This is a genomic window from Mycobacterium fragae, assembly GCF_002102185.1.
Taxonomy (GTDB): Bacteria; Actinomycetota; Actinomycetes; order Mycobacteriales; family Mycobacteriaceae; genus Mycobacterium; species Mycobacterium fragae.
On sequence record NZ_LQOW01000028.1, the window covers coordinates 215406 to 241699 of the forward strand.

At 65.6% G+C, this 26294-nt stretch carries 25 protein-coding genes and 1 riboswitch; of the genes, 16 read left to right on the forward strand and 9 right to left on the reverse strand.

Annotated features, from left to right (window positions below; translation table 11 throughout):
- Positions 1–37 precede the first annotated feature (37 nt).
- A complete protein-coding gene (locus AWC06_RS17750) occupies positions 38–2104 on the forward strand; it encodes an acyltransferase family protein (RefSeq protein ID WP_085199310.1) in 2067 nt (688 codons plus the stop codon).
- Positions 2105–2110: 6 nt separating this feature from the next.
- Here AWC06_RS17750 and AWC06_RS17755 read toward each other — a convergent pair whose 3' ends face one another.
- On the reverse strand, positions 2111–2776 hold the full coding sequence (locus tag AWC06_RS17755; protein WP_085199311.1) for an O-methyltransferase: 666 nt from the start codon (positions 2774–2776) through the stop codon (positions 2111–2113).
- Positions 2777–2917: 141 nt separating this feature from the next.
- Positions 2918–3091: riboswitch (M-box (ykoK) riboswitch) on the forward strand.
- A 344-nt stretch (positions 3092–3435) separates the two neighbouring features.
- Here AWC06_RS17755 and AWC06_RS17765 point away from each other — a divergent pair.
- The 3 genes from AWC06_RS17765 to AWC06_RS17775 all read left to right on the forward strand — a co-directional run bounded on the left by AWC06_RS17765 (position 3436) and on the right by AWC06_RS17775 (position 7375).
- The gene (locus AWC06_RS17765) at positions 3436–3735 is read left to right on the forward strand and encodes a hypothetical protein (RefSeq protein WP_139820106.1); all 300 of its coding nucleotides are present in this window, start codon (positions 3436–3438) and stop codon (positions 3733–3735) included.
- A gap of 97 nt (positions 3736–3832) precedes the next feature.
- Positions 3833–5602, forward strand: a complete 1770-nt coding sequence (locus AWC06_RS17770) for an NRAMP family divalent metal transporter (protein ID WP_085199313.1) — start codon at positions 3833–3835, stop codon at positions 5600–5602.
- Between the two features lie 36 nt (positions 5603–5638).
- Entirely contained in the window at positions 5639–7375 is a 1737-nt protein-coding gene (locus AWC06_RS17775) for an NRAMP family divalent metal transporter (RefSeq protein WP_085199314.1), read from the forward strand.
- On the opposite strand, the gene AWC06_RS17780 is transcribed toward AWC06_RS17775, so the two are convergent.
- Entirely contained in the window at positions 7368–8312 is a 945-nt protein-coding gene (locus AWC06_RS17780) for an NADP-dependent oxidoreductase (protein ID WP_085199315.1), read from the reverse strand. The two genes, AWC06_RS17775 and AWC06_RS17780, sit on opposite strands and share 8 nt — an antisense overlap.
- A 149-nt stretch (positions 8313–8461) precedes the next feature.
- On the opposite strand from AWC06_RS17780, the gene AWC06_RS17785 reads away from it, so the two are divergent.
- The gene (locus tag AWC06_RS17785; RefSeq protein WP_227371015.1) at positions 8462–9709 is read left to right on the forward strand and encodes a lipase family protein; all 1248 of its coding nucleotides are present in this window, start codon (positions 8462–8464) and stop codon (positions 9707–9709) included.
- A gap of 30 nt (positions 9710–9739) precedes the next feature.
- On the opposite strand, the gene AWC06_RS17790 is transcribed toward AWC06_RS17785, so the two are convergent.
- A complete protein-coding gene (locus AWC06_RS17790; RefSeq protein ID WP_085199447.1) occupies positions 9740–10495 on the reverse strand; it encodes a L,D-transpeptidase in 756 nt (251 codons plus the stop codon).
- A gap of 234 nt (positions 10496–10729) precedes the next feature.
- Here AWC06_RS17790 and AWC06_RS17795 point away from each other — a divergent pair, with 234 nt between their 5' ends.
- The 3 genes from AWC06_RS17795 to AWC06_RS17805 are packed head-to-tail and all read left to right on the forward strand — an operon-like array spanning position 10730 to position 12773.
- A complete protein-coding gene (locus tag AWC06_RS17795) occupies positions 10730–11380 on the forward strand; it encodes a cysteine hydrolase family protein (RefSeq protein ID WP_085199316.1) in 651 nt (216 codons plus the stop codon).
- Entirely contained in the window at positions 11377–12150 is a 774-nt protein-coding gene (locus AWC06_RS17800) for a CoA transferase subunit A (protein WP_085199448.1), read from the forward strand. The genes AWC06_RS17795 and AWC06_RS17800 overlap by 4 nt, the downstream gene beginning before the upstream one ends.
- Complete coding sequence (locus AWC06_RS17805; RefSeq protein ID WP_085199317.1) at positions 12147–12773, forward strand: 3-oxoacid CoA-transferase subunit B; 627 nt, start codon at positions 12147–12149, stop codon at positions 12771–12773. Before AWC06_RS17800 ends, AWC06_RS17805 begins: the two co-directional genes overlap by 4 nt.
- Before the next feature lie 110 nt (positions 12774–12883).
- Here AWC06_RS17805 and AWC06_RS17810 read toward each other — a convergent pair whose 3' ends face one another.
- On the reverse strand, positions 12884–15031 hold the full coding sequence (locus tag AWC06_RS17810; RefSeq protein ID WP_085199318.1) for an elongation factor G-like protein EF-G2: 2148 nt from the start codon (positions 15029–15031) through the stop codon (positions 12884–12886).
- A 190-nt stretch (positions 15032–15221) separates the two neighbouring features.
- Here AWC06_RS17810 and AWC06_RS17815 point away from each other — a divergent pair, with 190 nt between their 5' ends.
- A complete protein-coding gene (locus AWC06_RS17815) occupies positions 15222–16091 on the forward strand; it encodes a slipin family protein (RefSeq protein ID WP_085199319.1) in 870 nt (289 codons plus the stop codon).
- 22 nt (positions 16092–16113) lie between these two features.
- Here the strand turns inward: AWC06_RS17815 and AWC06_RS17820 are convergent, their stop codons facing one another.
- A complete protein-coding gene (locus AWC06_RS17820) occupies positions 16114–16521 on the reverse strand; it encodes a TIGR03668 family PPOX class F420-dependent oxidoreductase (protein ID WP_085199320.1) in 408 nt (135 codons plus the stop codon).
- A 29-nt stretch (positions 16522–16550) separates the two neighbouring features.
- Positions 16551–17312, reverse strand: coding sequence for an SDR family NAD(P)-dependent oxidoreductase (locus AWC06_RS17825; RefSeq protein ID WP_085199321.1), 762 nt, complete (start codon positions 17310–17312; stop codon positions 16551–16553).
- A gap of 40 nt (positions 17313–17352) precedes the next feature.
- On the opposite strand from AWC06_RS17825, the gene AWC06_RS17830 reads away from it, so the two are divergent.
- The 5 genes from AWC06_RS17830 to AWC06_RS17850 all read left to right on the forward strand — a co-directional run bounded on the left by AWC06_RS17830 (position 17353) and on the right by AWC06_RS17850 (position 22940).
- Positions 17353–17814, forward strand: a complete 462-nt coding sequence (locus AWC06_RS17830) for a nuclear transport factor 2 family protein (RefSeq protein WP_085199322.1) — start codon at positions 17353–17355, stop codon at positions 17812–17814.
- A gap of 137 nt (positions 17815–17951) precedes the next feature.
- Positions 17952–19010 (forward strand): S1C family serine protease, encoded by a 1059-nt coding sequence (locus tag AWC06_RS17835; protein WP_085199323.1) that lies wholly within the window; start codon positions 17952–17954, stop codon positions 19008–19010.
- 93 nt (positions 19011–19103) lie between these two features.
- Entirely contained in the window at positions 19104–20873 is a 1770-nt protein-coding gene (gene treS, locus AWC06_RS17840; RefSeq protein WP_264479957.1) for a maltose alpha-D-glucosyltransferase, read from the forward strand.
- Positions 20870–22180, forward strand: a complete 1311-nt coding sequence (locus AWC06_RS17845; protein WP_085199325.1) for a maltokinase N-terminal cap-like domain-containing protein — start codon at positions 20870–20872, stop codon at positions 22178–22180. The genes treS and AWC06_RS17845 overlap by 4 nt, the downstream gene beginning before the upstream one ends.
- A 61-nt stretch (positions 22181–22241) precedes the next feature.
- Positions 22242–22940 (forward strand): YoaK family protein, encoded by a 699-nt coding sequence (locus AWC06_RS17850; protein ID WP_085199326.1) that lies wholly within the window; start codon positions 22242–22244, stop codon positions 22938–22940.
- 50 nt (positions 22941–22990) lie between these two features.
- Here the strand turns inward: AWC06_RS17850 and ag85C are convergent, their stop codons facing one another.
- The 3 genes from ag85C to AWC06_RS23320 form a co-directional block, all read right to left on the reverse strand.
- Complete coding sequence (gene ag85C, locus AWC06_RS17855; protein ID WP_085199327.1) at positions 22991–23983, reverse strand: diacylglycerol acyltransferase/mycolyltransferase Ag85C; 993 nt, start codon at positions 23981–23983, stop codon at positions 22991–22993.
- Positions 23984–24170: 187 nt separating this feature from the next.
- Entirely contained in the window at positions 24171–24665 is a 495-nt protein-coding gene (locus AWC06_RS17860; protein WP_085199328.1) for a metallophosphoesterase family protein, read from the reverse strand.
- 4 nt (positions 24666–24669) lie between these two features.
- Entirely contained in the window at positions 24670–24843 is a 174-nt protein-coding gene (locus AWC06_RS23320) for a hypothetical protein (RefSeq protein ID WP_169715372.1), read from the reverse strand.
- Between the two features lie 88 nt (positions 24844–24931).
- Between AWC06_RS23320 and AWC06_RS17865 the strand changes: the two genes are divergently transcribed.
- Both AWC06_RS17865 and AWC06_RS17870 read left to right on the forward strand, forming a co-directional pair.
- The gene (locus AWC06_RS17865; protein ID WP_085199449.1) at positions 24932–25387 is read left to right on the forward strand and encodes a MaoC family dehydratase; all 456 of its coding nucleotides are present in this window, start codon (positions 24932–24934) and stop codon (positions 25385–25387) included.
- Between the two features lie 4 nt (positions 25388–25391).
- Entirely contained in the window at positions 25392–26294 is a 903-nt protein-coding gene (locus tag AWC06_RS17870) for an alpha/beta fold hydrolase (RefSeq protein WP_085199329.1), read from the forward strand.

Genomic DNA, 26294 nt, shown 5'->3' on the forward strand with positions numbered 1-26294 from the left:
CGGCCAGGCAAGCGGTCCGGGTGCGATAAAGGTCAGCATGGGACCGGCCGGGGTCTACTCCGCGCCGGTTCGCTTTGTGCGCCGACGCCGATGGATCGCCCCGACCGCGACTGCGCGGACTAGCCACCGCACCCGATACCGTTCCGGCATTCCGGCGCTGGACGGCGTGCGCGCACTGGCGGTCGCGCTGGTGCTCGCCGACCACGGCGGCATTCCCGGCATGTCCGGCGGATTCCTCGGTGTGGACGTGTTTTTCGTGCTCAGCGGTTTCCTGATCACCTCGCTGCTGCTTGACGAACTGGGACACAGCGGGCGTATCGACTTGGGCGGCTTCTGGATTCGACGCGCCCGGCGGCTGCTACCCGCCTTGGTGTTGATGGTGCTGATCGTCGCGGTTGGGCGACGCGTCTTTGCGCCGGAGGCGGTTGCCGGGCTGCGCGACGACGCCGTCGCCACCTTCTTCTGGATGGCCAACTGGATGTTCGTCGCGGACAAGACCGACTATTTCAGCCAGGGTGCGCCGCCGTCGCCGCTGCAGCACGCGTGGTCGCTCGGCGTGGAGGAGCAGTACTACATCGTGTGGCCGCTGCTGCTGATCGCGGTGGCGGTGACGCTGGCGGCGCGTGCGCGACGCCGCGGCAGGTGGGCGACGCTGGGCGGGGTCCGGCTGGCCGTTGTCGTGCTGGCCACGCTGGGCGCGCTGGTGTCGGCCGCGGCGGCGATCGTGTTTGCCTCCGATGCCACCCGTGACCGGGTCTACTTCGGCACCGATACCCGGGCACAGGCGCTGCTGGTCGGCGCTGCGGCGTCGGCTTTGTTGGTGGGCGACTGGCCGGCGCTGAACCGCGGCTGGTCGCTGATTCGCTCTCGGTGGGGCCGCTGGACAGCTCGACTGCTGCCGGTGATCGGCCTGGCAGGTGTGGCCGCGGCCGCCCACTACGCGACCGGCAGCGCTCGCGAGTTCCGCAGCGGTTTGCTGATCGCGGTGGCAGTCGCGGCCGTGATGGTCATCGCGCCGGTGGCGCTGGAGCAGCGCGGGCCGGTCGCCGTCGTGCTGGCCTGGCGCCCGCTGGTGTGGCTGGGCACCATCTCCTACGGCATCTATCTCTGGCACTGGCCGATCTTTCTGGTGCTCAACGGCGAGCGGACCGGCTGGACCGGGCTGTTGTTGTTCGGCGTGCGCTGCGCCGCCACGTTGGCGGTGTCGGCGGCGTCGTGGTGGTTGATCGAGCAACCGGTCCGCAAGTGGCGGCCGGTGCTGGTGCCGCTGCTGCCGTTGGCCGGGGCCACCGCTGCGACCGCGGCCGCGGTGACGATGTTGATCGTCCCGGTCGGTCCGGTCGGGGCTTCCGATGCGAGCCTGCCGCCGGGCATCTCGTCGGTCGCTGTGGTTTCGCCGTCACCGCCGGGCGAACCCCAGCCCGCGCGGGCGATCGCGCAGCGAGATCCACACCGGCCGTTCACCGTTTCGGTGTTCGGCGATTCGATCGGCTGGACGTTGATGCATTATCTGCCCTCGACACCCGGGTTTCATTTCGTCGACCACACCGTCATCGGTTGCAGCCTCGTGCGCGGCGGCCCCTACCGGTATTTCGGCCAAACCCTGGACCAGAAAACCGAATGCGAGTCGTGGCCGGGCAGATGGACTTCCGCGATCGCGGGGGACCGGCCGGACGCCATCCTGCTGATCGTCGGCCGCTGGGAAACCGTCGACCGGGTCAACGAGGGCCGGTGGACCCATATCGGGGAGCCCGCGTTCGACGCCTATCTGGCCGGCGAATTGCGGCGCGCGGTGGATATCCTCAGCGCCAGCGGTGCTCCGTTGACCGTTGCCAACCTGCCCTATAGCCGGCGCGGCGAACGCCCGGACGGCAGCTTGTATCCGGAGGATCAACCCGACCGGGTGAACCAGTGGAATGCTTTGCTGCGCAGGACGATTGCGCAGCGCGCCGGTGTGGGGATGCTGGACCTGAACAAGAAGTTGTGCCCGGAAGGCGCGTACACCGCCAAAGTGGACGGCATCCAGGTGCGCAGCGACGGCGTACATCTCACCGCCGAAGGCGTGAGGTGGCTGACGCCGTGGCTCGAGGAGTCGCTGAGGTAGCGCGGGCTAGGCACCGACCCGACAGCTGATCTCCATGCTGTCGCTGTCCCTGGCAAGGAAGTTGACGCTCACGTAGCCGTTCTCGTCGGCTCGGACGTAGTCGAGGTAGGGCTGGGTGTCCGCCATCTCGGTGTTGTCGGCGACGACGAGGGCTCCGGTTGACAGCCGCGGTTCGAGGAGCTTGATCACCGGCAGGTACAGCTCCTTCCAGCCGTCCAGCAGCACGAAATCGACCGGCACCTCCAGGTCGGCAAGCGTGGAAAGCGCGTCTCCTTCCAGCACGGTGATCAGGTCGTCCAATCCGGTCTCGGTGAACGTGCGCTTGGCAGCGGCTATCTTGTCCGCGCTGAGCTCGGTGGTCACCACTCGTCCAGTGCCGTTGTCGCGCACCGCCGCCGCGAGATGAATAGCCGAAATACCAAAGGACATACCGAATTCCACGATGGTCGTCGGGCGGGCGGCCCGCACGAACGAGTACAGCAGCCGGCCCGCCTGCGGCGTCACCGGTATGTAGAAAGCGCTCATCGCGTCGGCGCGCTCCTGCGCGCTGGCCGAGGACAAGCGATGCAACTCGCCTTGCTTCTCGCGCAACAGTGGCATCTGTTCGTGCGCTTCGGTGTACATGCGGTCGAGGGCCGCCACTACTCGGCGGTCCAGCAATGTGATGGGCATGCCCGCGAGCCTAGGCGCTCCGACGGGCGTGGTCCGCCTGACGACTGCCGATCCGGTGCGACGCTGTGAATTCGCTGTGCGGTGCGACCTTTTTGGAAAGAACGTTTGACGTGCTCGGCTTCCGGTGCCACGATGGACCGGCAAGCACCTCGGTAGGTGAGGCGTCTGCACGGATACAGGCCACTGACCCCGAACGTCGAGAGACGCCCCGGGTCAGGACAGCTCTTCCCGGCCTAAGGGTTGAGCCCAAGTGGCTTCCGGATGAAGGTCCGGATACGCCGTGCAGTGCCGAAGCTCCGACGAGAGGGGTGCGTGTCCGTCGGCTTGCCGTCGGGCGGCAAATCCCCTCCTGTGCGTGCACTGTGGTGACACCCCCGTGTGTCCTGGCCGTGAGGAGGTGAGGGCGAGATGAGTCCGAGCGATAGTCCTTATCCGAGTTCAATATTCGTTTCGTCCCGATCCGGTCACGGCATTCTTTCTGCCGCCTGAGCCTTTCTAGGACGCTGTTTCGGTTGAGCCTGCGCGCACTCGGCGCGCAGGGTGATGAAGCGCGCCCAGATTCGCACTGCGGTGGTGATGCCTGGTGCCAGTTGGTCGGGCTCCCAGCAGGAGACGATCATGGAATTCCTTGTTACCCAGGCGAATCAAGGGAGCAGCTAATGGCAACACCCAACCCCGAGCGTCAGATCCACCGGGCATGCGGAGATGTCCGGGCGGCCCTTATGGGCGCACTGGAGCTGCTCTCGGAGAGCACCGTTCCCCGCGCCGGCAGCGATGACATGTTTCGCGCGTTCAGCGACTTAGGGCACGTCCAGCGCCAAGTCGCAGTGGCGCTGCATGCCACCAACCTGCTCGACCAGATGGTGGGCACCCCAACCGAACACCGTCCGCCCTGGTCGTACTACCGCAGCAGGATCGGCAAAAAGCTGGTCGCCGCCCCCGCGAGCACCTGTAACTGACTATCACACAGACCGTTTCGACCGTTCGACGGCCGGCGATGCCGCGCGCGCGTCGACTGCCGACTGACCCCACCCCCTTCCAGAGAGCGAGAGGCCGATGACTTCCATCTCCACTGAGACGACCGTCGAAGTGCTGCCGAGGAGCAGCACCGCGCTCGACACCGGCCCGCAGGCCGTCCCCAATGGGTCAGCGGTACTGGATTCGGCGCATGTCGGCGACATCGTCGGCGCGTTCGGTCGTATCCGGCGCGATGCCACGAGCACGAATCGCAGCTTGTGGCAGCGACTTCGGATGCTGATGGTCATCACGGGGCCCGGACTGATCGTCATGTTCGGCGACAACGACGCCGGTGGTGTGGCGACCTACACGCAGGCCGGGCAGAACTATGGGATGAACCTGCTGTGGACGTTGGCGCTGCTTGTCCCGGTGCTCTATGTGAACCAGGAGATGGTGCTTCGGTTGGGGGCGGTCACCCGGGTCGGCCACGCGCGGTTGATCTTCGAACGGTTCGGCAAGTTCTGGGGTGCATTCAGCGTCGGTGACCTGCTGCTGCTCAACGCGTTGACGATCGTCACCGAATTCATCGGCGTGTCGCTGGCGCTCGGATTCCTGGGCTGCCCGAAGACCATCGCGATACCGGCCGCGGCCGTATTGCTGTTCGCGGCGGTCGCCGGTGGCTCGTTCCGCCGTTGGGAGCAACTGATGTTCGTACTGATTGCCGTCAACATCGCGATCATCCCGCTTGCGCTGTCGGTGCATCCGACCGTCAGCGGCAGCGTACGCGGACTGATCCCCCAGCTCCCGGGCGAACCCAACTCCGTCGTGTTGATGGTCATCATGGCGATTGTGGGCACCACGGTTGCGCCGTGGCAGTTGTTCTTCCAGCAGTCCAACGTCGTCGACAAGCGCATCACACCGCGCTGGATCCCTTACGGGCGGGCCGATTTGGTGATCGGCATCGTCGCTGTGATGGGCGGGGCGATTGCGCTGATGGCGACCACCGCGTTCGGTCTCGGCGGTACCAGCGCCGCCGGCAACTTCACCGACGCCGGAGCCGTCGCGCTCCACCTGTCGGATCACGCCGGGCGCGGCATCGGCGTGTTGTTCGCAATCATCCTGTTGGACGCATCACTGATCGGCGCCAACTGCGTGGGGCTGGCCACCACCTACGCGCTCGGTGACGCCATGGGCAAGCCGCATTCGCTGCATTGGAAGATCACGCAGGCGCCGCTGTTCTACGGCAGCTACGCCGCGCTGCTGGCGGTATCGGCTGCGGTCGCGTTCAGCCCTGACCACGTCCTCGGGCTGATCACCCAAGGCGTGCAGGCTCTCGCCGGCGTGCTATTGCCCTCGGCCACGGTGTTTTTGGTCCTGTTGTGCAACGACCGTGCGGTGATGGGGCCGTGGGCGAACAGCTTCCGGCAAAACGCGGTGGCGTCGATGATCGTCTGGTCGCTGGTGGTGTTGTCACTGATGTTGACGACGGTGACGTTCTTCCCCCACTTGTCCACCGCGACGCTGGTGAGCGGTCTCGCGGTCGGCGGCGTGATCGGCGTGCTCGGTGCTGCGGCCGTCTTCGCGGTCGGTTGGTACACCGAGCGACGCAACGCGGAAAACACCGTGCCGTTCGGTGCGCTGGACCTCGACCAGGTGGAAGAACTGGAAGAACTGCCGAAGCTGACCCGCAGGGAACTCAGAGCGTTTCGTAATGAGGTCCGGGCACGGTGGACGACTCCCGCACTGGCGACGCTGGACCGGCCGGTTATGTCACCGCTGCGCCGGATGGGGCTGTTCACATTGCGCGGCTACCTCGTCGTTGCTTGCGTGATGGTCGTGGTCAAGATCGTCCAGGCCGGCCTCGGATAACCGTCGTCTGACCTTGGTTCAGGAGGGGACAAACCGATGACTCTCATCACTGCCGAGATCCGCGTGGACGCGCCGCCGATCACCGACACGTCCGGGGCGGCGTTGGATTCGGCGCACGTCGGCGACATCGTCGGCGCCTTCGGCCGCATCACTCGGGACACCGTCGGGACGGGTGGCAGCCGCTGGCAACGACTACGGATGCTGCTTGTCATCTGCGGGCCCGGAATGATCGTGATGATCGGCGACAACGATGCCGGTGGTGTGGCGACCTACGCACAGGCCGGGCAGAACTATGGGATGAACCTGCTCTGGACGCTGGTACTGATGATCCCGGTGCTCTATGTGAACCAGGAGATGGTGCTGCGGTTGGGGGCGGTCACGCGGGTGGGTCACGCGAGGCTGATTTTTGAACGGTTCGGCAAGTTCTGGGGCGCGTTCAGCATCGGCGACCTCGTGATTCTCAACGTGCTGACGATTGTCACCGAATTCATCGGGGTTTCGATGGCGCTCGGATTTCTGGGCTGCCCCAAAGCAATCGCGATCCCGGTGGCCGCGGTGTTGCTGTTCGCGGTGGTGGCCGGTGGCTCGTTCCGTCGTTGGGAGCGGCTGATGTTCGTGCTGATCGCGGCGAACGTGGCGGTGATCCCGGTGGTGTTGTCGGTGCACCCCACCGTGCGCGAAAGTGTCCACGGCCTGGTGCCGTCGATGCCGGGCGAACCCGACTCCATCGTGCTGATGGTCATCATGGCGATCGTCGGCACCACGGTGGCGCCGTGGCAGCTGTTCTTCCAGCAGTCCAGCGTGGTCGATAAACGAATCACGCCACGCTGGATCCCCTACGGTCGAGTTGATCTGGCCATGGGCATCGTCGGGGTCATGTCCGGGGCGGTCGCGCTGATGGCAGCCACCGCGTTCGGGCTCGGCGGTACCCCCGACGCAGGCAACTTCATCGACGCCGGGGCGGTTACGTCCCAGCTGTCGCACCACGTCGGGCACACGGTCGGAGTGCTGTTCGCCATCATCCTGCTGGACGCGTCGCTGATTGGTGCGAACACCATCGGGCTGTCGACGACCTACGCGCTCGGTGATGCTGTGGGTAGGCCACATTCGTTGCATTGGAAGATCAGTGAGGCCCCACTGTTCTACGGCAGCTACGCCGCGCTGCTCGCGGTGTCGGGCGCGGTCGCGTTCAGCCCCGATCACGTCCTGGGTGTGATCACCCAAGGAGTACAGGCCCTGGCCGGTGTCCTGCTGCCGTCGGCGACGGTGTTTCTGGTCCTGCTGTGCAACGACCGGCCCGTGCTGGGTCCCTGGGTGAACAGCTTCCGCCAGAACGCTTTCGCATGGATGATCGTTTGGTCACTGGTGGTGCTGTCGCTGATGTTGACGGCGGTGACATTCTTCCCCAAGCTGCCCACGGTAACTCTGGAGAGCGGTCTCGTCATCGGTGCCATGCTCGGCATTGTCGGCGCCGCCATCGTCTTCGCAATCGGTTGGTTTGCCGACCGACGCGAGTCGGAAGACACCGTGCCTTTCGGTGCGCTGGATCTCGACCAAGTAGAAGAGCTCGACCAGCTGACGAAATTGACTCGGGCCGAACGCAAAGCATTCCGCGACAAGGTCCGCGCAAGTTGGACCACGCCTCCATTAGCGACCCTGGAACGGCCCGTTATGTCGCCTGTCCGCCGTGTCGGGCTGTTCACTCTGCGTGCTTATCTGGTTCTTGCCGGCGTTTTGGTCGTGGTCAGGATCGTCCAAGCCGGCGTCAACTGACCGAACCCGGCAACAGAACGATCTTGCCGTGGGTGTGCCGGTGCTCGAGCTCTTCGAAAGCATCCGCGACGTGGTCTAGGGGATAGCGGGCGGCGATGTCGAAATCGATTGCCCCGGTGGCGACCAGGTCCGCCATTTCCGACAGCACGGCCGTGGTCGAGGCGTCGGTGCTGCCTTCGGTCTTGGCTCCGACCTCGCCGGCCTTCTCGAACGAGATGATCGTCTCGATCCGCTGCGGCGCCACCCCGAGGTCGACGGCGAGCTGGACGTAGTCCGGGCCGAACAGGTCGATGAACGCGTCGATTCCGTCCGGTGCGGCTTCCCGCAGTCTGGCGGCCAGACCGTCGCCGTACTTCACCGGAACCACGCCATGCGCGCGCAGCCAGTCAGCGTTGCCGGCCGACGCGATGCCCAGCACTCGCGCCTTGCGCAAGGTCAACAGTTGCACGACGAGGCTGCCCACCCCTCCGGCCGCCGCTGAGACCGCGACCGTCTCACCCGGCTGAGGGTCGACCGCGCGCACCGCGGCGTATGCCGTACACCCTGCGACGTAGAGGGAGCCCGCAGCTTCCCAACTCAGCTGCGGCGGTTTGTGAATCAGCTGGTCCTGTGGGACGACCGTGTGCGAGGCGTGGCTGGATCGGCGGAGGCTGAATCCGAGCACCTCGTCGCCGACCGAGAAGCCGGTCACCCCGGGTCCGACCGCGACGACGACACCGGCCAGGTCACTGCCCTCACCGGAAGGAAAGGTCGCGGGAAAGATCTCATCCAGCGCGCCGACCCGAATCGCCGCCTCACCGGGGTTGATCCCGGCGGCGCGGACCTCGACCAGCACCTCGCCGTCGCCCGGCACCGGCATATCGATGTCCGCCACGTACAACACTTCGCGCCCGCCGTAGTGGTCGAACCGCACCGCGCGCGCTTTCGTCGCTGTCATGTTGATTTCCCTTTCGTTGCGGTCACCGAGCCGTCACCCATCCCTACCAGGATGCGCCACCACGCTGTTACTCTCCATCGGTGCACTGCGGCCGATCGTTACCGATCGTCGCTGCCGCACTGCTGTTGCTAAGCGCCGCAACGCATCTCGTGCCGGTGGCCTACGCCGAGGGCCCCGGCTTCGAATCCGAGGGTGATCAAAGCCGATACGAGGAGTTCTACACGCCGCCCGATCCGCTACCGGCGGGGGCACCCGGCGACGTGCTGCGCACCGAGCCGGAGCGGCTGGTCCTCGAGCCGTCGGGGCAGCTGGGAGCCTTCGTGGCCCGCGGCACCAGGATCATGTATCGCAGCACCGACGCCCGCGGAAAACCCAATGCCATCACAGGCACCTACTTCGAGCCGGACAATCCCTGGCCGGGAAACGGGCCCCGCCCGTTGATCGCCTATGCCCCGGGCACCCAGGGGCAGGGCGATCAGTGCGCGCCGTCACGGATGTTCGACCAGGGCATTCACTGGTCGCCCTGGCTGGACATCATGTTCAACTACGAAGAACTGTTCGTGGCAACGATGGTGGCTCGCGGCTTCGCCATCGTGATGACCGACTACGAGGGACTCGGCACTCCCGGGGTGCACACCTACGTCAGCCGGGTCGCCGAGGGGCAGGGCTTGTTGGACGCGGCGCGCGCGGCGATGCGGCTGCCGGGCACCTCGCTGGACCCCCGTGGGCCAGTGGCGTTCTGGGGTTACTCGCAGGGTGGTGGGGCGGCCGCCTCGGCGGCCGAGCTGGCGTCGGCATACGCGCCCGACCTGCACGTGGTGGGCACGTACGCCGGTGCGCCGCCGGCCGATCTGATGGAGCTGTTCCCATACGCCGACGGCAGCGCGCTGGTCGGCGTGGTCGGCTACGCGCTGAACTCGGTGATGGCGACCTATCCGGAGTTCGAGGACGCGATCCGCGCAACGCTGACACCGCGAGGCATCGATCTTTTGGCCAAGGTGCGCCATCAGTGTGTGGGCGAAACCGTGATCAAGTTCATGTTCCGCCACCTACAGCCCTACTTCAACGAGGACATCTACCAGCTGGTTCGACGTGAGCCGTTCAAAACGCTCTTCGAGTTGCAGCGGATCGGCCGCTACCGGCCGAACGCACCGGTGCTGATCAACAGCAACCGCTACGACCCGTTGGTGCCGTGGACGGCGGCCAACCAGCTCGGCCGCGACTGGTGCGCGCAGGGCGCGGACGTGGAATTCCGGACCAACGAGGAGCCGCCGTTCCTCAACAAACTGGTGATCAACCACGCGCTGCCGATGTTGGTGGACGGCGAGCCGGCGATGCAGTGGATCGCCGCCCGGTTCAATGGCCTGCCCACCACACCCAACTGTGGACAGTTTTAATCGATCCGGCGAAAGCGCTAGCCGCGCAGGCTATGCCACCACATTGATCGGATCACCGATGTGGACGGTGTTGAAATACCATTCGGCGTTGTCCGGGCTGAGGTTGATGCAGCCGTGGCTGACATTCGCATAGCCCTGTGAATCCACTGACCAGGGAGCCGAATGCACGTACACACCGCTCCCGGTGACCCGTACCGCCCACGAAGCGATGATGTCGTATCCTTCCGGCGAGCTCAGCGGGATCCCGATCGTCCGCGAATCCATGCGGACAGTGCGCTCTTTGGACAGCGCGGTGAAGTTGCCCATCGGCGTGGGGCGGGACGGTTTACCCATCGACGCCGGCATCGTGCGCAGCACCTCGTCGCCGACACTGACCGTGAACGTGTGCTGGGAGATGCTGGCCACAGCCACTACCTGGTCGCCGGTATCGAACCCGGTTGAGAGAGCGTGGACTTGGACTTTCACGTGGCTGTGGGCGGGCCAATACTGGTTGGGCTGCCACTGCACGACGTTGTTGTCCGTCCAGGTGAACCGCCCGGTGGTGTGGCTGGGCGAGGTGATCTTGATCGTCCGCTCGGCCGCCGGGCGGTCGATGACCGGCCCGGTGAACGTGACGATCACCGGATGCGCCACACCGACTACTGCGCCGTTCGCCGGTTGAATCGATGCGACGCCGGGCGTGGTGGGTTGCGGAGCGATCGCCGCCACGCTCGGGGCGCCCGACCCCGCCATGGCCAGCACGGCAACTGCTGCCGTGAGCCACATATATCGAATCGCTCTACGCACGGTGTCCACCCTTCGCGATGCTGCAATGCGATTGCACTGCATGCCGTTGACTCAATATTTACCCTATTCGTGGCTCAGCAAACCTATTATGGGACAGACGAGTCGAGATCTCGTGCGCCCACGCCGCATCACTTGTGCTGGTCGACGCGATAAAGCAGGCCAGCGACGTGATGTAGAATTCGTCGGGCTGTTTCCGAGTTGGCAAGCGCCGCTGGCTGTGTTACACCGAACGCTATGAGCGACCCGTACACGCGTCCGCTACCGGGCTCGGCGGCGCTTGTCCTGATCGACGTGCAACGCGACTTCTACGCCGATGACGCCCCGCTGCCCATCGACGGCACGAGTGCGGCGATCCCGGCAATGGCCCAGTTGGCGACGGCGTTTCGGAAGCGCGCTCGGCCGATCGTGCACGTAGTCCGGCTTTACCGCCCGGACGGGTCGAATGCCGACCTGGTGCGAAAGCGGTCGATCGAACAGGGCGCGCGGATTGCGGTCCCGGGCAGCGTGGGCTCGCAGATCGCAACGGAGTTGTTGCCCAACCATGTTGAGCTGGATCACGAACTACTGCTCGGCGGCGAGCTCCAGCAGATCGGGCCGCTGGAACACGTGATGTACAAGCCGCGGTGGGGCGCCTTCTACCAGACCAAGCTCGAACGCCACATCCGCGACACCGGCAGCGACACACTGGTTTTCGCCGGTTGCAACTATCCCAACTGTCCCCGGACGTCCATCTATGAGGCTTCTGAGCGCGACTTCCGAATCATGCTGGTATCAAACGCGATATCCGGTTTTGACGACCGCGGCATCGAGGAATGTCGTCGGATAGGCGTCGATGTTCGAGACCTCTCGGCGGCGCTGGTGTGGCTGGATCAGGACCCGCCGTGACCTTGAACAAGCTGGTGGGCTCGGCCGCCGAGGCAGTCGCCGATGTCTTCGACGGCGCCAGTCTGGCCGTCGGCGGCTTCGGCCTGGCCGGTATCCCATGGTTTCTCATCGAGGCACTTCTGCAGCAGGGCGCGGGGGATTTGACCATCGTGTCCAACAACTGTGGCGTGGATGGTGCCGGACTGGGTCGGCTGCTGGAGGCGCATCGGATCAGCCGGGTCATCGCGTCATATGTAGGGGAGAACAAAGAATTCGCGCGGCAATACCTGGCAGGCGAGTTGACGGTGGAGCTCACTCCACAGGGCACGCTCGCGGAACGCTTGCGCGCCGGCGGCAGTGGAATCGGCGCCTTCTTCACCCCCACCGGCGTCGGCACCGCGGTTGCCGACGGTGGTCTGCCCTGGCGGCACTACCCGGACGGTAGCGTCGAATTGGCGTCGCCGCCAAAGGAAGTACGCGACTTCGGTGGCCGCCAGATGGTGCTCGAGGAGGCGATCGTCACCGACTACGCGCTTATCCGTGCGGCAGTCGCCGACAAGGCCGGCAACTGCCGGTTCCACGCCGCAGCCCGCAATTTCAACCCGCCCGCCGCGATGGCCGGGCGAATCACCGCGGTCGAGGCTGAGCGGGTCGTCGAGGTCGGTCAACTTCACCCCGACGACGTGCACCTGCCGGGCATCTTCGTGCAACGGGTCGTTGCGTTGACCCCAGAACAAGCCGCGCGCAAGGACATTGAGAAGCGTACTACCCGCCAGGCCCAGGCGCCGTGAGCTGGTCCCGCGACCAGATGGCCGCCCGGGCAGCCCGTGAGCTGCGCCCCGGCGAATACGTCAACCTCGGCATCGGGCTGCCCACCCTGATCGCCGACCACATCCCCGAAGGGTGCGATATCACCTTGCACGCCGAGAACGGGATCCTCGGGGTGGGCCCGTTCCCGCACCCGGACGACGTCGACCCGGACTTGATCAACGCCGGGAAGCAAACTGTGTCAGTGCTTGCCGGTGCGTCGTTCTTCGATTCCGCGACCAGCTTCGCGATGATTCGCGGCGGTCACGTCGATGTCGCCGTCCTGGGCGCCATGCAGGTCGGGGTGAACGGCGACCTGGCCAACTGGGCGGTGCCGGGGTCGATGGTGAAAGGCATGGGCGGCGCAATGGATCTCGTCGCCGGCGTCGGTCGGGTGATCGTCCTGACCGATCATGTGACCAGAAACGGCGCGGCCAAGCTGGTGACCGCATGCGATCTGCCGTTGACCGGGCGGGGCGTGGTCAGCCGGGTCATCACCGATCTCGCCGTGCTCGACGTGTCGGGTGCCGGCTTCACGGTGGTAGAGCTGGCGCCGGGCGTCGAGTATGCCGACGTGGTCGCCAAGACGGCCGCGCCGGTGTTTTAATGCCCAACGTTGCGCCACAACGGATTCGAGCGTAACGCCACGGCGGAAAATCATTCGATCCGCCGCCCTGGCGTTACAGTCGGCGGGCCCGAGGCGGCCGCGCCGGTGTTTTAACTGGCCGTTTTCACCCGGGCGGCAGCCGATTCCGGCATCGGTTCGTAGCGGACGAACGAGCGGGTGAAGGAAGCCGCGCCATGCGAGAGCGAACGCAAGTCGATCGCGTAGCGGGTCAACTCGACCTGCGGCACCTCGGCTCGAACAACGGTGCGGTCATTGCCGGCGGTGTCGGTGCCCAGAACCCGGCCCCGGCGCCCGGACAGATCGCTCATCACGGCGCCGACGAGATCGTCGGGCACCAACACCGAGATCTCGTCGATCGGCTCGAGCAGGATCACCTTGGTCGCGGCGGCGGCTTCCTTCAGCGCCAGCTGACCGGCCATCTGAAAGGCGAAGTCCGACGAGTCGACGCTGTGCGCCTTGCCGTCGAGCAACGTGACCCGGATGTCGACCACCGGATATCCGGCGTGCACCCCCTTTTCCATCTGCGCGCGCACGCCCTTCTCCACGCTCGGGATGAACTGGCGCGGCACCGCGCCGCCGACCACCTTGTCGACGAACTCGAAGCCCGAGCCCTCCGGCAGTGGTTCCACCTCGACGTCGCACACCGCGTACTGACCGTGGCCGCCGGACTGCTTGACGTGCCGGCCATGGCCTTTCGCTTTGCCGCCGAAGGTTTCCCGCAGGGGCACCCGTAGCGGCACCGTGTCCACGGTGACGCCGTAGCGGTTGGCCAGCCCGTCAAGCACGACGCCGGCGTGCGCCTCGCCCATGCACCACAGCACGACCTGATGCGTTTCCTGGTTCTGCTCGATGCGCAGGGTCGGATCCTCGGCGGCCAACCGTCCCAAGCCGACCGACAGCTTGTCCTCATCGGTCTTGGCGTGCGCCTGGACCGCCACCGGCAGCAGCGGCTCCGGCATGGTCCATGGTTTGAGCACCAGCGGTTCGGCCTTGTCCGAGAGGGTATCTCCGGTTTCCGCCCGGCTCAGCTTCCCGATCGCGCACATGTCGCCGGCCAGCACGATGGGCGCGGGCCGCTGCTGCTTGCCGAGCGGGAACGACAAGGCGCCGACACGTTCGTCCTCGTCGTGGTCTTCGTGGCTGGTGAGGGTACCCGAGCCGTTGCCGAAGAACGACGCGAAATGGCCCGACACATGCACCGTCGTGTCGGGCCTGATGGTCCCGGAGAACACCCGGACCAGACTCACCCTGCCGACGTAGGGGTCCGACGTCGTCTTCACCACCTCGGCGAGCAGGGGCGCATCGGGATCGCAGCTCAGCTGGGCGTGCGAGGCGCCCTGCGGCGTAAAGACCTCCGGCAGTGGGTGTTCCAGCGGAGACGGGAATCCGCGGGTCGCGATCTCCAGCAATTCCAGGGTGCCGACGCCGGTGGTGCTGCACACCGGGATCACCGGGAAGAACGAGCCCCGGGCGACCGCCTTCTCCAGATCCTCGATCAGCACCGACTCGTCGATCGTCTCGCCGCCGAGGTAGCGCTCCATCAGCGATTCGTCCTCGGACTCCTCGATGATCCCTTCGATCAGCGCGCCGCGGTGCTCTTCGATCTGGTCGGCGTACGACGGGTCCGGCGGATGAGTGGTTCGTTTGCTGCCGTCGTACTCGTAATGCGTCTGCGACAGCAACCCGATCAGACCGTTGCCGGCGGGCACGTACAGCGGTAATACCTTGTCGCCGAAGGCAGTTTGTGCCGCAGACAGCGCATTCTGGTAGTTGGCCCTGGCGTGGTCGAGTTTGGTGATCACCACAGCCCGTGGCATGCCGACCTGGTCGCATTCCTGCCACAGGGACTTGGTCGGCTCGTCGACGTCCTCGTTGGCGGCGATCACGAAAAGCGCGCAGTCAGCGGCGCGCAGACCGGCCCGCAGTTCGCCGACGAAGTCCGCGTAGCCGGGGGTGTCGATGAGATTGAGCTTGATGCCGCCGTGCGACAGGGAGGCCAGGGCAAGCCCGACCGACCGTTGTAGCCGGATCTCGGCGTCGTCGTGGTCGCAGACCGTGGTGCCGTCGGCGATGGTGCCGGGTCTGGACAACACACCGGAGGCAACCAGAAGTGCCTCGACCAGAGTTGTTTTTCCGCCGCCCGACGGTCCCACCAGCACCACATTGCGGACGGCGCCCGGACTGTCCGCGGTGGGAGCGGCCCCCGCGCTTTGGGATGCATTCGCCTTGTCTGCCATGACGTGTCTCTCCTCTTACCCGCATCGCTTCGCTTATTCGTGGGTCCCCAGCCCGTCGGAACTAGTAAGTCACCTTTCTCCTTCACACCCACGCAGCACAAGACCGAGTGGCCGCGAGATGAACGTGTTGAGACGTGCAAACGTCGGTGGGACAATCGACCGTGAACTGCATGGGCGGGAATTGCGGACAATGACGGTCGTAATCTTCTCGTTGGGCGCGGCGTTCGGCGTAGGCGCGCTGTGGTTGGCGAGCAACTTTCGCGTCGTCAGGCAGTACGAACGCGGCGTCGTGTTTCGTTTCGGGCGTGTGCAGAGCCGCGTCCGCGGGCCGGGACTGACCTGGCTGGTTCCGATAGCGGACCGCCTCGAAAAGGTGAACATGCAGATCATCACCATGCCTGTGCCCGCCCAGGACGGCATTACCCGCGACAACGTGACAGTCCGGGTGGACGCCGTTATTTATTTCAACGTCTCGGATCCGGTGAGGGCGGCCGTCGACGTGCAGGACTACATATCCGCCATCGGGCAGGTCGCGCAGACGTCGCTGCGGTCGATCATCGGCAAAAGCAACCTGGACGACCTGTTGTCCAACCGTGAGGGTCTCAATCAAGGGCTGGAAGTGATGATCGACAGCCCGGCGCTGGGCTGGGGCATTCACATCGACCGTGTCGAGATCAAAGATGTGGTGCTCCCCGATTCGATGAAGCGGTCGATGTCACGCCAAGCCGAGGCCGAGCGTGAGCGACGCGCTCGGGTGATCACCGCGGACGGCGAACTACAGGCATCGCAGAAACTCGCCCAGGCGGCGCAGGTCATGGCTGAACACCCGGCCGCGCTGGAATTGCGGCTGTTGGAAACCGTGGTCGAGGTCGCGGCGGAGAAGAACTCCACGCTGGTACTGCCGTTCCCGGTCGAACTGCTGAGGTTCTTGGAACGGGTGATGCCCGAAGGACCGGAAGGATCACACGGACGGGGCGAGGTTGCTGCCGCACCTTCCGGGTCAGTGGCTCCCAACGGCATCAGCGCGGAGCTGGTCCCACCACAGCCCCCGCCGTCCTGACGTCGGCGCACGAAACCCGCAGTCAGGCATGCCAGCCGCTCCAATGGCGCACTGCCACGGTGATCACTGGGCCGTTCAACGGAACCGATTGGTACTGAGGGTATTTCGCGCGCAACAGGTCATAGCCGTCCCGCACCGCGTCACCGTCGTGATGTATCGCAGCGATCCCGTCGACCCGGACCCACCACAACTGCGTCCAGTCGTCGGCGTAGTGGTCGACCAGCACGCTGACCCGCGGGTTGTGTTCGATATTGGTCAGCCTGCGCAGCCGGTGCGTGGCCTTGGGCTTCGCATCGACCGCGGTGTAGACCACCTCGTCGCGCAGCGCGAATACCACCGGGACCAGGTGGGGCCCGTCCTCGGGCCCGACCGTGCCCAGGCGGGCAACGGGGGCCGCCGCGAAGCTGGCCTTGGGGTCGAAGTCGACCACGATGCCAGCCTAGGGACTTAGGTAATGGCTTACGTAATAGCAAGGCCGCCGTCGACGACGATCGTCTGCCCGGTGACATATCCGCCGGCCCCGGAGGCCAGCCACACGGCGGTGGCGGCGAGTTCCCGCGCGTCGCCGGGGCGCCCCAGCAGCACCCGATGCGCCTGGCTCTCGATGTAGCCCGGTGGGTACTGATTGGTCATCTCCGTCAGGAAGAATCCGGGCGTGAGGGCGTTGACGCGGATTCCCTTGCGCGAGCCCCACTGTTGGGCGAGGTCGCGGGTGAGGCCCATGATCGCCGCCTTGCTCGCGGAGTAGGCCGCCTGCGGCAGGTTGGCGGTGGTGATACCCAGCACGCTGGAAATGTTGATGATCGAACTGCCCGGTTGCATGACCCGCGCGCAGGCCTGCGCCATCCAGTAGGTGCCGTTGAGGTTAACGTCGATCACTGCGCGGAACTGCTCGGGTGTTTCCCGGATCGCCGGCTGGATGGTCCCCACTCCGGCGTTGTTGATCAGGATGTCGACCCGGCCGAACGTCTGCAGCGCCGAATCAACCAGCGCCTGGCATTGCTCGGGCACGCTGATGTCGGTGGCCACCGGCAGAGCTTTGCGACCGGTGGCTTCGACGAGCGCGGCGGTCTCGGCCAGCTTGTCGACTCGGCGGGCGCCTAGCACGACGTCGGCACCGGCCTCGGCGAACCCCTGCGCGAACGACACCCCGAGTCCCGACGACGCGCCGGTCACGACCACGACCTTGTCGTCGAGTCTGAATGAATCGAGCACGCCCACGCGGTAACGGTAACTAGCCCGGCGGCGTTACGTTGACGTCATGTCGGCCGAGACGCAGATCGCCAACCTTCTCTACCGCTATGCGGAATGCATGGACAGCGGCGACCTCGCCGGGGCGGCATCGCTCTTCGAGCACGCCCGCCTGCGGGTCGGCGGCGGCGCTGACGGCATGATCGACGCCGCCGGCATGCTGGCGTTCTGGCAGGCAGCCGTGGTGCTCTACCCGGACGGCACGCCGCGTACCAAGCACGTCGTCACCAACCCGATCATCGAGGTCGACGACGACGCGGGCACGGCCAGCTGCCGCTCCTACTACACGGTGATCCAGCAGACCGACGACTTCCCGCTGCAGACGATCGTCACCGGCCGCTATCACGACCGCTTCGAGCGGGTCGACGGCCGCTGGCGGTACTGTTTCCGCGACTACACGCTGATCGACATGGTGGGCGACGTCAGCCATCACCTCAAACATCCCATTACGCCGGTCGCCCGCAACGCCTGAAGCTGCACCATTTGTCGCGACAATGCGGCGGTTACCCCCTAGTGTCGAACTGGCAAATTTTGCCCCCGCGGTACGAATGCTGCGAGAATTCGGGCAAACCCGGGCGATCGCGCCCGACCTACACAGGAGGTAAGGGGATGAGCGGATCGCACCGCCGCCGGCCACGGTGGTCGTCGCTGCTGAGCCTGATGGCAGTGGTGGGCCTGGGTCTGGCCACGGTGCCGGCGCACGCGTCACCGTTGACGCCGCAGCCACAGGTGCCCGCGCCGCCGGCCGACCCGTTGTCGGCGGTCTCGCAGGTGGGCCCGGAGGTCGTCGACATCGACACCCAGCTGGGCTACCAGAGCGCGACCGGTGCCGGAACCGGCATCGTGATCAACCCCAACGGTGCAGTGCTCACCAACAACCACGTCATCGCCGGCGCCACCAACATCACCGCCAGGTCGATCGTCAACGGTCAGACCTTCCCCGTGACGGTGGTCGGCTACGACCGCAGCCATGACATCGCGGTGCTGCAGCTCGGCGGCGCTGGCGGACTGCCGACGGCCAACATCGGCAACTCCTCTGCGGTCGCGGTCGGTGACCCGATCGTCGCTCTGGGCAATGCCGGCGGCGTCGGTGGAACACCCAGCGCGGTGGCAGGGAAGGTCGTCGCGCTGAACCAGACCGTGTCGGCGTCGGACGCGCTGACCGGCAGCACCGAGACGCTGCACGGACTGATCCAGGTCGACGCGGCAATACGTCCCGGCGACTCGGGCGGACCGACGGTCAACACCGCCAACCAGGTGATCGGTCTCAACACCGCCGCGTCGGAGAACTTCCGGCTCGGCGGCGGGCAGGGTTTCGCGATCCCCATCAACGACGCCATGGCCATCGCCGGGCAGATCCAATCCGGCGCCGCGTCGTCGACCGTGCACATCGGACCCACGGGGTTCCTCGGTGTCGGGGTGAACGACGCCCGTAACGGCGCGGGTGCAGCGGTCCAGCGGGTGGTGGCGAACGGGCCCGCCGACCGGGCGGGCATCACCTCCGGCGACGTGATCACGTCCGTCGACGGTGCTCCCGTCAACAGTGCGACCGCGCTGACGAACATTCTCGACCAGCGCCACCCCGGCGACAACGTGGCGCTCGGGTTGCAAACCGGCGGCGCGACGAAAACAATCAATGTGACCCTGGCGGATGGGCCGCCCGGCTGATCTGCTCTCCGCAGCTCAACCGGCTGCGCCCAATTAGATTGGCGTGCATAGGGTTTTCGATGCCACGCCTCGGGTACGTGTAACATCGTGGACTTGACGAGGGACAGAGAAGACACCGTCGAGCACAATCCGGCCGGGGGAAGTCGTGTCGAAGCCGGCGTAGTCGAGCATCCCAGCGCCGACGATTTCGCCGACGCACGCGCTCTGCCCGCCGATCCGACGTGGTTCAAACGCGCGGTCTTCTATGAGGTTCTGGTCCGGGCGTTTTATGACTCGAATGCCGACGGATTCGGTGACTTGCGGGGGCTGACCGAGCGCATCGACTTCGTGCAATGGCTGGGCGTCGACTGCATCTGGCTGCCACCGTTTTACGACTCGCCGCTCCGCGACGGCGGGTACGACATCCGTGACTTCTACAAGGTGCTTCCGGAGTTCGGCACCGTCGACGATTTCGTTGCGCTGCTCGACGCCGCCCACCGGCGCGGCATCCGGGTGATCACCGACCTGGTGATGAACCACACCTCGGAGTCGCATCCCTGGTTTCAGGAGTCTCGCCGCGATCCGGACGGACCCTATGGTGACTACTACGTGTGGAGCGACACCAGCGAGCGCTACACCGACGCGCGGGTCATCTTCGTCGACACCGAGGAGTCGAACTGGACCTTCGATCCAGTCCGCCGCCAGTTCTACTGGCACCGGTTCTTCTCCCATCAGCCCGACCTGAATTACGACAACCCCGCGGTGCAAGAGGCGATGATCGACGTCATCCGCTTCTGGCTCGACCTCGGTATCGACGGATTCCGGTTGGACGCCGTGCCGTACCTGTTCGAGCGGGAGGGCACCAACTGCGAGAACCTGCCCGAGACGCACGCCTTTCTCAAGCGGGTGCGCAAGGTCGTCGACGACGAATTCCCCGGGCGGGTATTGCTGGCCGAGGCCAACCAGTGGCCCAGTGACGTCGTCGAATACTTCGGGGACCCCAGCACCGGCGGCGACGAATGCCACATGGCGTTTCACTTCCCGTTGATGCCCCGCATCTTCATGGCGGTCCGCCGCGAGTCTCGGTTTCCGATATCGGAGATCCTGGCGCAGACGCCGCCGATCCCCGACTTGGCGCAATGGGGCATCTTCCTGCGCAACCACGACGAGTTGACGCTGGAAATGGTCACCGACGACGAGCGTGACTACATGTACTCCGAGTACGCCAAGGATCCGCGGATGAAGGCCAACGTCGGCATCCGCCGGCGGTTGGCTCCCCTGCTGGAAAACGACCGCAACCAGATCGAGCTGTTCACCGCGCTGCTGCTGTCGCTGCCCGGCTCACCGGTGTTGTACTACGGCGACGAAATCGGCATGGGCGATGTCATCTGGCTGGGGGACCGCGACGGCGTGCGCACCCCGATGCAGTGGACACCGGACCGCAACGCCGGGTTCTCCACCGCCAACCCGGGCCGGCTCTACCTGCCGCCCTCCCAGGACCCGGTCTACGGCTACCAGGCGGTCAACGTGGAGGCGCAACGCGACACGTCGACGTCGCTGCTGAACTGGACGCGCACCATGCTGGCGGTGCGGCGCAGGCACGACGCGTTCGCAATCGGTACGTTCGAAGAAATGGGCGGGTCTAACCCCTCCGTATTGGCTTACGTGCGCCAAGCCGACGACGACGTCGTGCTTTGCGTCAACAACCTGTCGCGTTTCCCGCAGCCCATCGAACTGAACCTGCAGCAGTGGAGCGGCTACACGCCGGTAGAACTGACCGGGCAGGTGCATTTCCCGCATATCGGACAGCTGCCCTATCTGCTGACACTGCCAGGCCACGGTTTCTACTGGTTCGAGCTGGCCGAGTCAGAGGAGACGCAATGAATCTGCCGTGGTCAGAGTGGCTTCCGCAGCAGCGCTGGTATGCCGGGCGTGATCGGGAGCTCGCCGGCGCGGAGCCTGGCCGCATCATCGGACTGCGCGACGATCTCGACCTGGCCCTGGTCGACGTCACCTACACCGACGGTTCGGCGGAGCGCTACCAGGTGCTTGTCAGCTGGGACATCGCGCCGATCGCCGAGTACAGCACGGTCGCCACGATCGGCTCAGACAACGACCGCACCGCCTATGACGCGCTGTATGACCCGGCCGCGACCCAATTCCTGCTGTCGCTGATCGACGAGTCCGCGGTGCGTTCCGATGTGAGGTTCGCCAAGGAGCCCGACGTCACGCTGCCGGTGCAGGCGCCCCCGCGGGTCTCGGATGCCGAGCAGAGCAATACCAGCGTGATCTTCGACCGGGATGCCATTCTCAAGGTGTTCCGCCGCGTCAGCCCCGGCGTCAACCCCGACATCGAACTGAACCGGGTGCTCGGCCGTGCCGGCAACCCGCATGTGGCACGGTTGCTCGGCAGCTACGAGCTGACCGCGGCGGGCGACCCCTGGCCGCTCGGCATGGCGACCGAGTATGCCGCGAACGCAGCCGAAGGCTGGGCGATGGCAACCGCCAGCGTCCGCGATCTGTTCGCCGAGGGCGACCTGTACGCCTACGAAGTGGGCGGCGACTTCGCCGGTGAGTCCAACCGGCTCGGTGAAGCCGTCGCATCTGTGCATGCCACGTTGGCCGAAACCCTCGGCACGTCGCAGGCGCCATTCCCGGTCGACGTCATGCTGGCCCGGCTGTCGTCGACCGCCGCGGCCGTCCCCGAGCTCAGCCCGCATGTGGCGACGATCGAGCAGCGATTCCAAAAACTGGCCGAGCAGACGATCACCGTGCAGCGGGTACACGGCGACCTGCATCTGGGCCAGGTGCTGCGCACTCCTGAGGCGTGGCTGCTGATCGACTTCGAAGGTGAGCCGGGCGCGCCGCTGGAACAGCGGCGCGCGCCGGACTCCCCGTTGCGTGACGTGGCCGGCATACTGCGGTCCTACGAGTACGCTGCCTACGGGCCACTGGTTGACCAGTCCACGGACAAGCAACTGGCCGCGCGGGCCCGGGAATGGGTGCAGCGCAACCAGTCTGCGTTTTGTGATGGTTACGCCGCGGCCTCCGGTGTCGACCCGCGTGATTCGGCGTTGCTGCTGGCGGCGTATGAATTGGACAAGGCGGTCTATGAGACCGGGTACGAGTCGCGGCACCGGCCCGGATGGCTGCCGATTCCGCTGCGGTCGATCGCCCGGTTGACGGCTTGATCCGGCGTTGCTGCGGCTTGCTCACGCTGCAAGCGCCGCAGCCGTCTGGAAATATGGCCTCATGCTGCGTGACATTTTCGGCCCGGAGGCCAGGCTGTCGTGGGTCTTGGCCGCGCTGGCTGGATTGGTGGGCGCAGCGGCGTTCACACACTCCGCTGGATATTTCGTGACCTTCATGACCGGAAACACCGAGCGGGCGATTCTGGGTTTCTTCCGCGACGAGCGCTGGCTGGCAGTGTCGGCGGCGTTGCTGCTTGTGTCCTTCGTCGCAGGTGTGGTGGTCGCGTCGCTGTGCCGGCGGTATCTCTGGGTGGATCATCCGCACGGTCCCACGGTGTTGACGACACTGTCCCTATTGATCGCGACCGCAACCGACATCGCGGTGCGCGGGTGGTCAGGCCAGGTGTCTTTTGTGCCAATCCTGTTCGTCGCGTTCGGTATCGGCGCGTTGAACACCTCGTTCGTCAAAGACGGCGAGGTATCGATACCCCTTAGCTATGTGACCGGGACGCTGGTGAAGCTGGGCCAGGGTATCGAGCGTCACATCAGCGGCGGCGATGCTACGGGGTGGCTCGGATATTTCCTGTTATATGCCAGCTTCGCCGCTGGCGCGGCTGCGGGTGGATGTATCAGCTTGGTGTTCAGCGGATCTGAGATGCTCGCGGTCGCCACCGTCGTGTGCGCGCTGACGACCGGCTATACCTACTTCCACGCCGACCGGCGGCGCGCAGTCGAGCTAGCCAACGGTCGCCAGAAATAACATCGGCAGCAGCGCCGGGGGTACGCTGCTGCCGATGCCTCGGGGGTGAGTCAGGTGGCGTTTTGCCCGGCGCTCAGCGACCGCTGGATGTCGGGCTTCATGGCTACCAGCTGCTGGTTCCAGTAGCCCCAGTCGTGCGTGCCGTTGGGCGGGAAGTTGAATGTGCCGTTTCTGCCGCCCGCGGCCACATAGTTGTCCCGGAAGGTTTCGTTGGTGCGCAGCGTGAAGCTCTCCAGGAACTTGGCCGGCATGCTGTCACCGCCGATGTCGGTCGGCGTGCCGTTACCGCAGTAGACCCACAGGCGAGTGTTGTTCTGCACCAACCGAGGAAGCTGGACCATCGGGTCGTTGCGTTTCCACGCCGGATCACTCGTCGGGCCCCACATGTTGGTGGCGTTGTAACCGCCCGCGTCGTTCATCGCCATACCGATCATCGTCGGCCACCAGCCCTCAGACGGGTTCAAGAAGCCCGAAAGCGATGCGGCGTAAGGGAATTGCTGCGGGTAGTACGAGGCGAGGATCAACGCGGACCCGCCCGACATCGACAGACCGACGGCCGCGTTGCCGGTCGGCGAGATACCCCGGTTGGCCTGCAGGTACTGCGGCAGCTCGCGGGTCATGAAGGTTTCCCATTTGTAGCTCTGGCAACCGGTTTTGCCGCAAGCCGGCTGGTACCAGTCGGTGTAGAAGCTGGATTGCCCGCCGACCGGCATGATCACCGACAGGCCCGACTGGTAATACTCCTCGAACGCCGGAGTGTTGATGTCCCAGCCGTTGTAGTCGTCCTGAGCGCGCAGCCCGTCGAGCAGGTAGACCGCATGCGGGCCGCCGCCCTGGAATTGCACCTTGATGTTGCGGCCCATCGCCGCCGATGGCACCTGCAGGTACTCGACCGGCAGGCCCGGCTTGGAGAACGCCCCTACGGTCGCCGAGCCGCCGACAGCGCCGACCAGACCGGGCAGCAGGGCCGCCCCGATGGCCGCGATCGTCAGCCGACGCGGCAAACGTGCCGCCGCGCCACGCAACTTCTCAACGAACTTCATAGCTCCTACCCACCCCAACTTTCATCTGCCGCGTTTACTGCGGTCGAATGGCTGTCCGTCGCAGTCAAACACAGCACGGCCGGCTCGGCGGTTTACCGCCGCGGGGTGTGACGTCGCGGTTGGCTAACGATTGAGCCTCGGCGCGGACAAATTGATAACGATTCGAATTCGACAGGCGCGCTGCTACTTACACGACGTCGTGCAGCACCACATCTATCAGCACGCCGTCGTCGACGGTCGCGGTCATGTAGGTGCAGGACGGTTGGCGGCGCCGATCCGTCGGCGATCCCGGGTTCAACAGCCGCAGGCCGGTAGATGTCGTCGTGTCCCACGGGATATGACTGTGGCCGAACACCAGCACGTCGGTGTCGGGGTAGCGCCGCGACATCCGCGCCTCGCGGCCACTTGCGGCGCCGGTCTCATGGACAACGGTGAAATGCAACCTCTCCAGCAGCACGTCGGCACGCTCGGGCAGCCGTGACCGCAGCACGGGTCCGTCGTTGTTGCCCCAGCACGCCACCAGCCGGGCGGCCTTTGCGCTGAGCGTGTCGAGCAGCTCGGGAGCCACCCAGTCGCCGGCATGCAGAACCACATCGGCCCTGGCCACCTCCGCCCATACCTGCGCGGGCAGATCTGGTGCGCGTCGTGGAACATGCGTATCGGCGAGCAGCAGCAGCCTCATCCGGTCAGTTGCGTTCGCTGCGGGCTTCCGCTCCGGTCTCCCCGACGTCGAGGGCGTCATCTGGACCCGTCTGCCCGACGTAGGTCCCGTCGTCCTCGCCTTCGCGGGCACGTGATCGTGCCTCGTGGGTTTCCGCCTCGACGTCAGCTTCGTTCTTATGGCCCTTCGGTTCGGCCATGTCCGGCTCCTTCCGGTGCCTGTGCGTGTCGCGCCTGCATACCCGAATGCGAATCCTGGCGAAACATGCGGTGTGGCACGATGCTCGCATGCGCACCTTCGAGTCAGTCGCCGACCTCGCTGCGGCCCAGGGTCAAACCATCGGGGAGAGCTCCTGGGTGACCATCACCCAGGAAGACGTCAACAAATTCGCCGACGCGACCGGGGATCACCAATGGATCCACGTCGATCCGGAACGGGCCGCGAAGGGCCCATTCGGCAAGACGATCGCGCACGGCTTCATGACGCTGTCGCTGCTGCCGCGGTTGATGCACGAGATGTACACCGTCAACGGGATCAAGCTCGCCGTCAACTACGGCCTGAACAAGGTCCGCTTCCCGGCACCGGTGCCGGTCGGCTCGAAAGTTCGGGCCAAAAGCTCGTTGGTCGGAGTCGAAGACCTGGGCAACGGCGCGGTGCAAGCGACGGTGTCGAGCACCGTGGAGATCGAAGGCTCGCCCAAGCCGGCATGCGTGGCGGAGAGCATCGTCCGCTACATCTCATAGCGTCGTGGACGCTGAATTAGCGCGCTGGCTGGCCGCCGGCCAGTACTTCGACTACCTCGGCTTCGGCATCTTCTACCGTGTGGCGGGCGGCGGCCCTCCGCTACTGCTCATCCACGGTTACCCGTTCAATTCCTATGACTGGGCGTTGATCTGGCCGGAACTGACGCAACGGTTCACCGTCATCGCGCCGGACATGATCGGCATGGGATTCTCCGACAAACCCGTGGCTTACGAATACTCGGTGGCCGACCACGCCGACATGCACGAAGCGCTGTTGGCTCACCTGAACATCGGCAATGCGCACGTCCTGGCCCATGACATCGGTGATTCCGTGGGCCAGGAACTGCTGGCTCGTCACGAGTTCGGTCAGCAGGCCTACGGCGCACTGCGGATCGACTCGATCACCTGGCTCAACGGTGGGATGTTCATCGAGTCCTACACGCCCCGGGCCGCGCAGAAGCTGATGTCTCGTACTCCGTTGGGCGACATCTTCAGTCGTGTGCAGGGCAGTGCGCTATCCCGTCGGCTGCTCGAACCGACGCTGCGCGAGATGTTCGGCCCGAACACCAAGCCGACGCACCAAATGATGGACGTGTTCAATCAGATCTTGGACTACAACGACGGGCGACGGGTGCTGCACAAGGTCGGCCGCTTCATCAACGACCGCTATACCCACCGCAACCGGTGGGTGCGCGCCATGCGGCAGACCGCCGTTCCGATGCGATTGATCGACGGACCCGTCGACCCCAACTCCGGTGCTCACATGGCGCGCCGCTACAGCGAAGTGATACCCGAACCCGATGTCGTGATGCTCGCCGACGACATCGGGCACTGGCCACAGCTCGAAGCGCCCGACGCGGTGCTGACACACTTTCTCGCCCACATCGACCGCGTCATCGGCGGTTGA

What these genes read in the sequence shown, in the direction of transcription:
- AWC06_RS17750 (WP_085199310.1), top strand. Translation starts at nt 38, where the DNA reads ATGGGACCGGCCGGGGTCTACTCCGCGCCGGTTCGCTTTGTGCGCCGA.
- AWC06_RS17755 (WP_085199311.1), bottom strand. Translation starts at nt 2,776, where the DNA reads ATGCCCATCACATTGCTGGACCGCCGAGTAGTGGCGGCCCTCGACCGC.
- AWC06_RS17765 (WP_139820106.1), top strand. Translation starts at nt 3,436, where the DNA reads ATGGCAACACCCAACCCCGAGCGTCAGATCCACCGGGCATGCGGAGAT.
- AWC06_RS17770 (WP_085199313.1), top strand. Translation starts at nt 3,833, where the DNA reads ATGACTTCCATCTCCACTGAGACGACCGTCGAAGTGCTGCCGAGGAGC.
- AWC06_RS17775 (WP_085199314.1), top strand. Translation starts at nt 5,639, where the DNA reads ATGACTCTCATCACTGCCGAGATCCGCGTGGACGCGCCGCCGATCACC.
- AWC06_RS17780 (WP_085199315.1), bottom strand. Translation starts at nt 8,312, where the DNA reads ATGACAGCGACGAAAGCGCGCGCGGTGCGGTTCGACCACTACGGCGGG.
- AWC06_RS17795 (WP_085199316.1), top strand. Translation starts at nt 10,730, where the DNA reads ATGAGCGACCCGTACACGCGTCCGCTACCGGGCTCGGCGGCGCTTGTC.
- AWC06_RS17810 (WP_085199318.1), bottom strand. Translation starts at nt 15,031, where the DNA reads ATGGCAGACAAGGCGAATGCATCCCAAAGCGCGGGGGCCGCTCCCACC.
- AWC06_RS17815 (WP_085199319.1), top strand. Translation starts at nt 15,222, where the DNA reads ATGACGGTCGTAATCTTCTCGTTGGGCGCGGCGTTCGGCGTAGGCGCG.
- AWC06_RS17830 (WP_085199322.1), top strand. Translation starts at nt 17,353, where the DNA reads ATGTCGGCCGAGACGCAGATCGCCAACCTTCTCTACCGCTATGCGGAA.
- AWC06_RS17835 (WP_085199323.1), top strand. Translation starts at nt 17,952, where the DNA reads ATGAGCGGATCGCACCGCCGCCGGCCACGGTGGTCGTCGCTGCTGAGC.
- AWC06_RS17845 (WP_085199325.1), top strand. Translation starts at nt 20,870, where the DNA reads ATGAATCTGCCGTGGTCAGAGTGGCTTCCGCAGCAGCGCTGGTATGCC.
- AWC06_RS17850 (WP_085199326.1), top strand. Translation starts at nt 22,242, where the DNA reads ATGCTGCGTGACATTTTCGGCCCGGAGGCCAGGCTGTCGTGGGTCTTG.
- ag85C (WP_085199327.1), bottom strand. Translation starts at nt 23,983, where the DNA reads ATGAAGTTCGTTGAGAAGTTGCGTGGCGCGGCGGCACGTTTGCCGCGT.
- AWC06_RS17860 (WP_085199328.1), bottom strand. Translation starts at nt 24,665, where the DNA reads ATGAGGCTGCTGCTGCTCGCCGATACGCATGTTCCACGACGCGCACCA.
- AWC06_RS23320 (WP_169715372.1), bottom strand. Translation starts at nt 24,843, where the DNA reads ATGGCCGAACCGAAGGGCCATAAGAACGAAGCTGACGTCGAGGCGGAA.
- AWC06_RS17865 (WP_085199449.1), top strand. Translation starts at nt 24,932, where the DNA reads ATGCGCACCTTCGAGTCAGTCGCCGACCTCGCTGCGGCCCAGGGTCAA.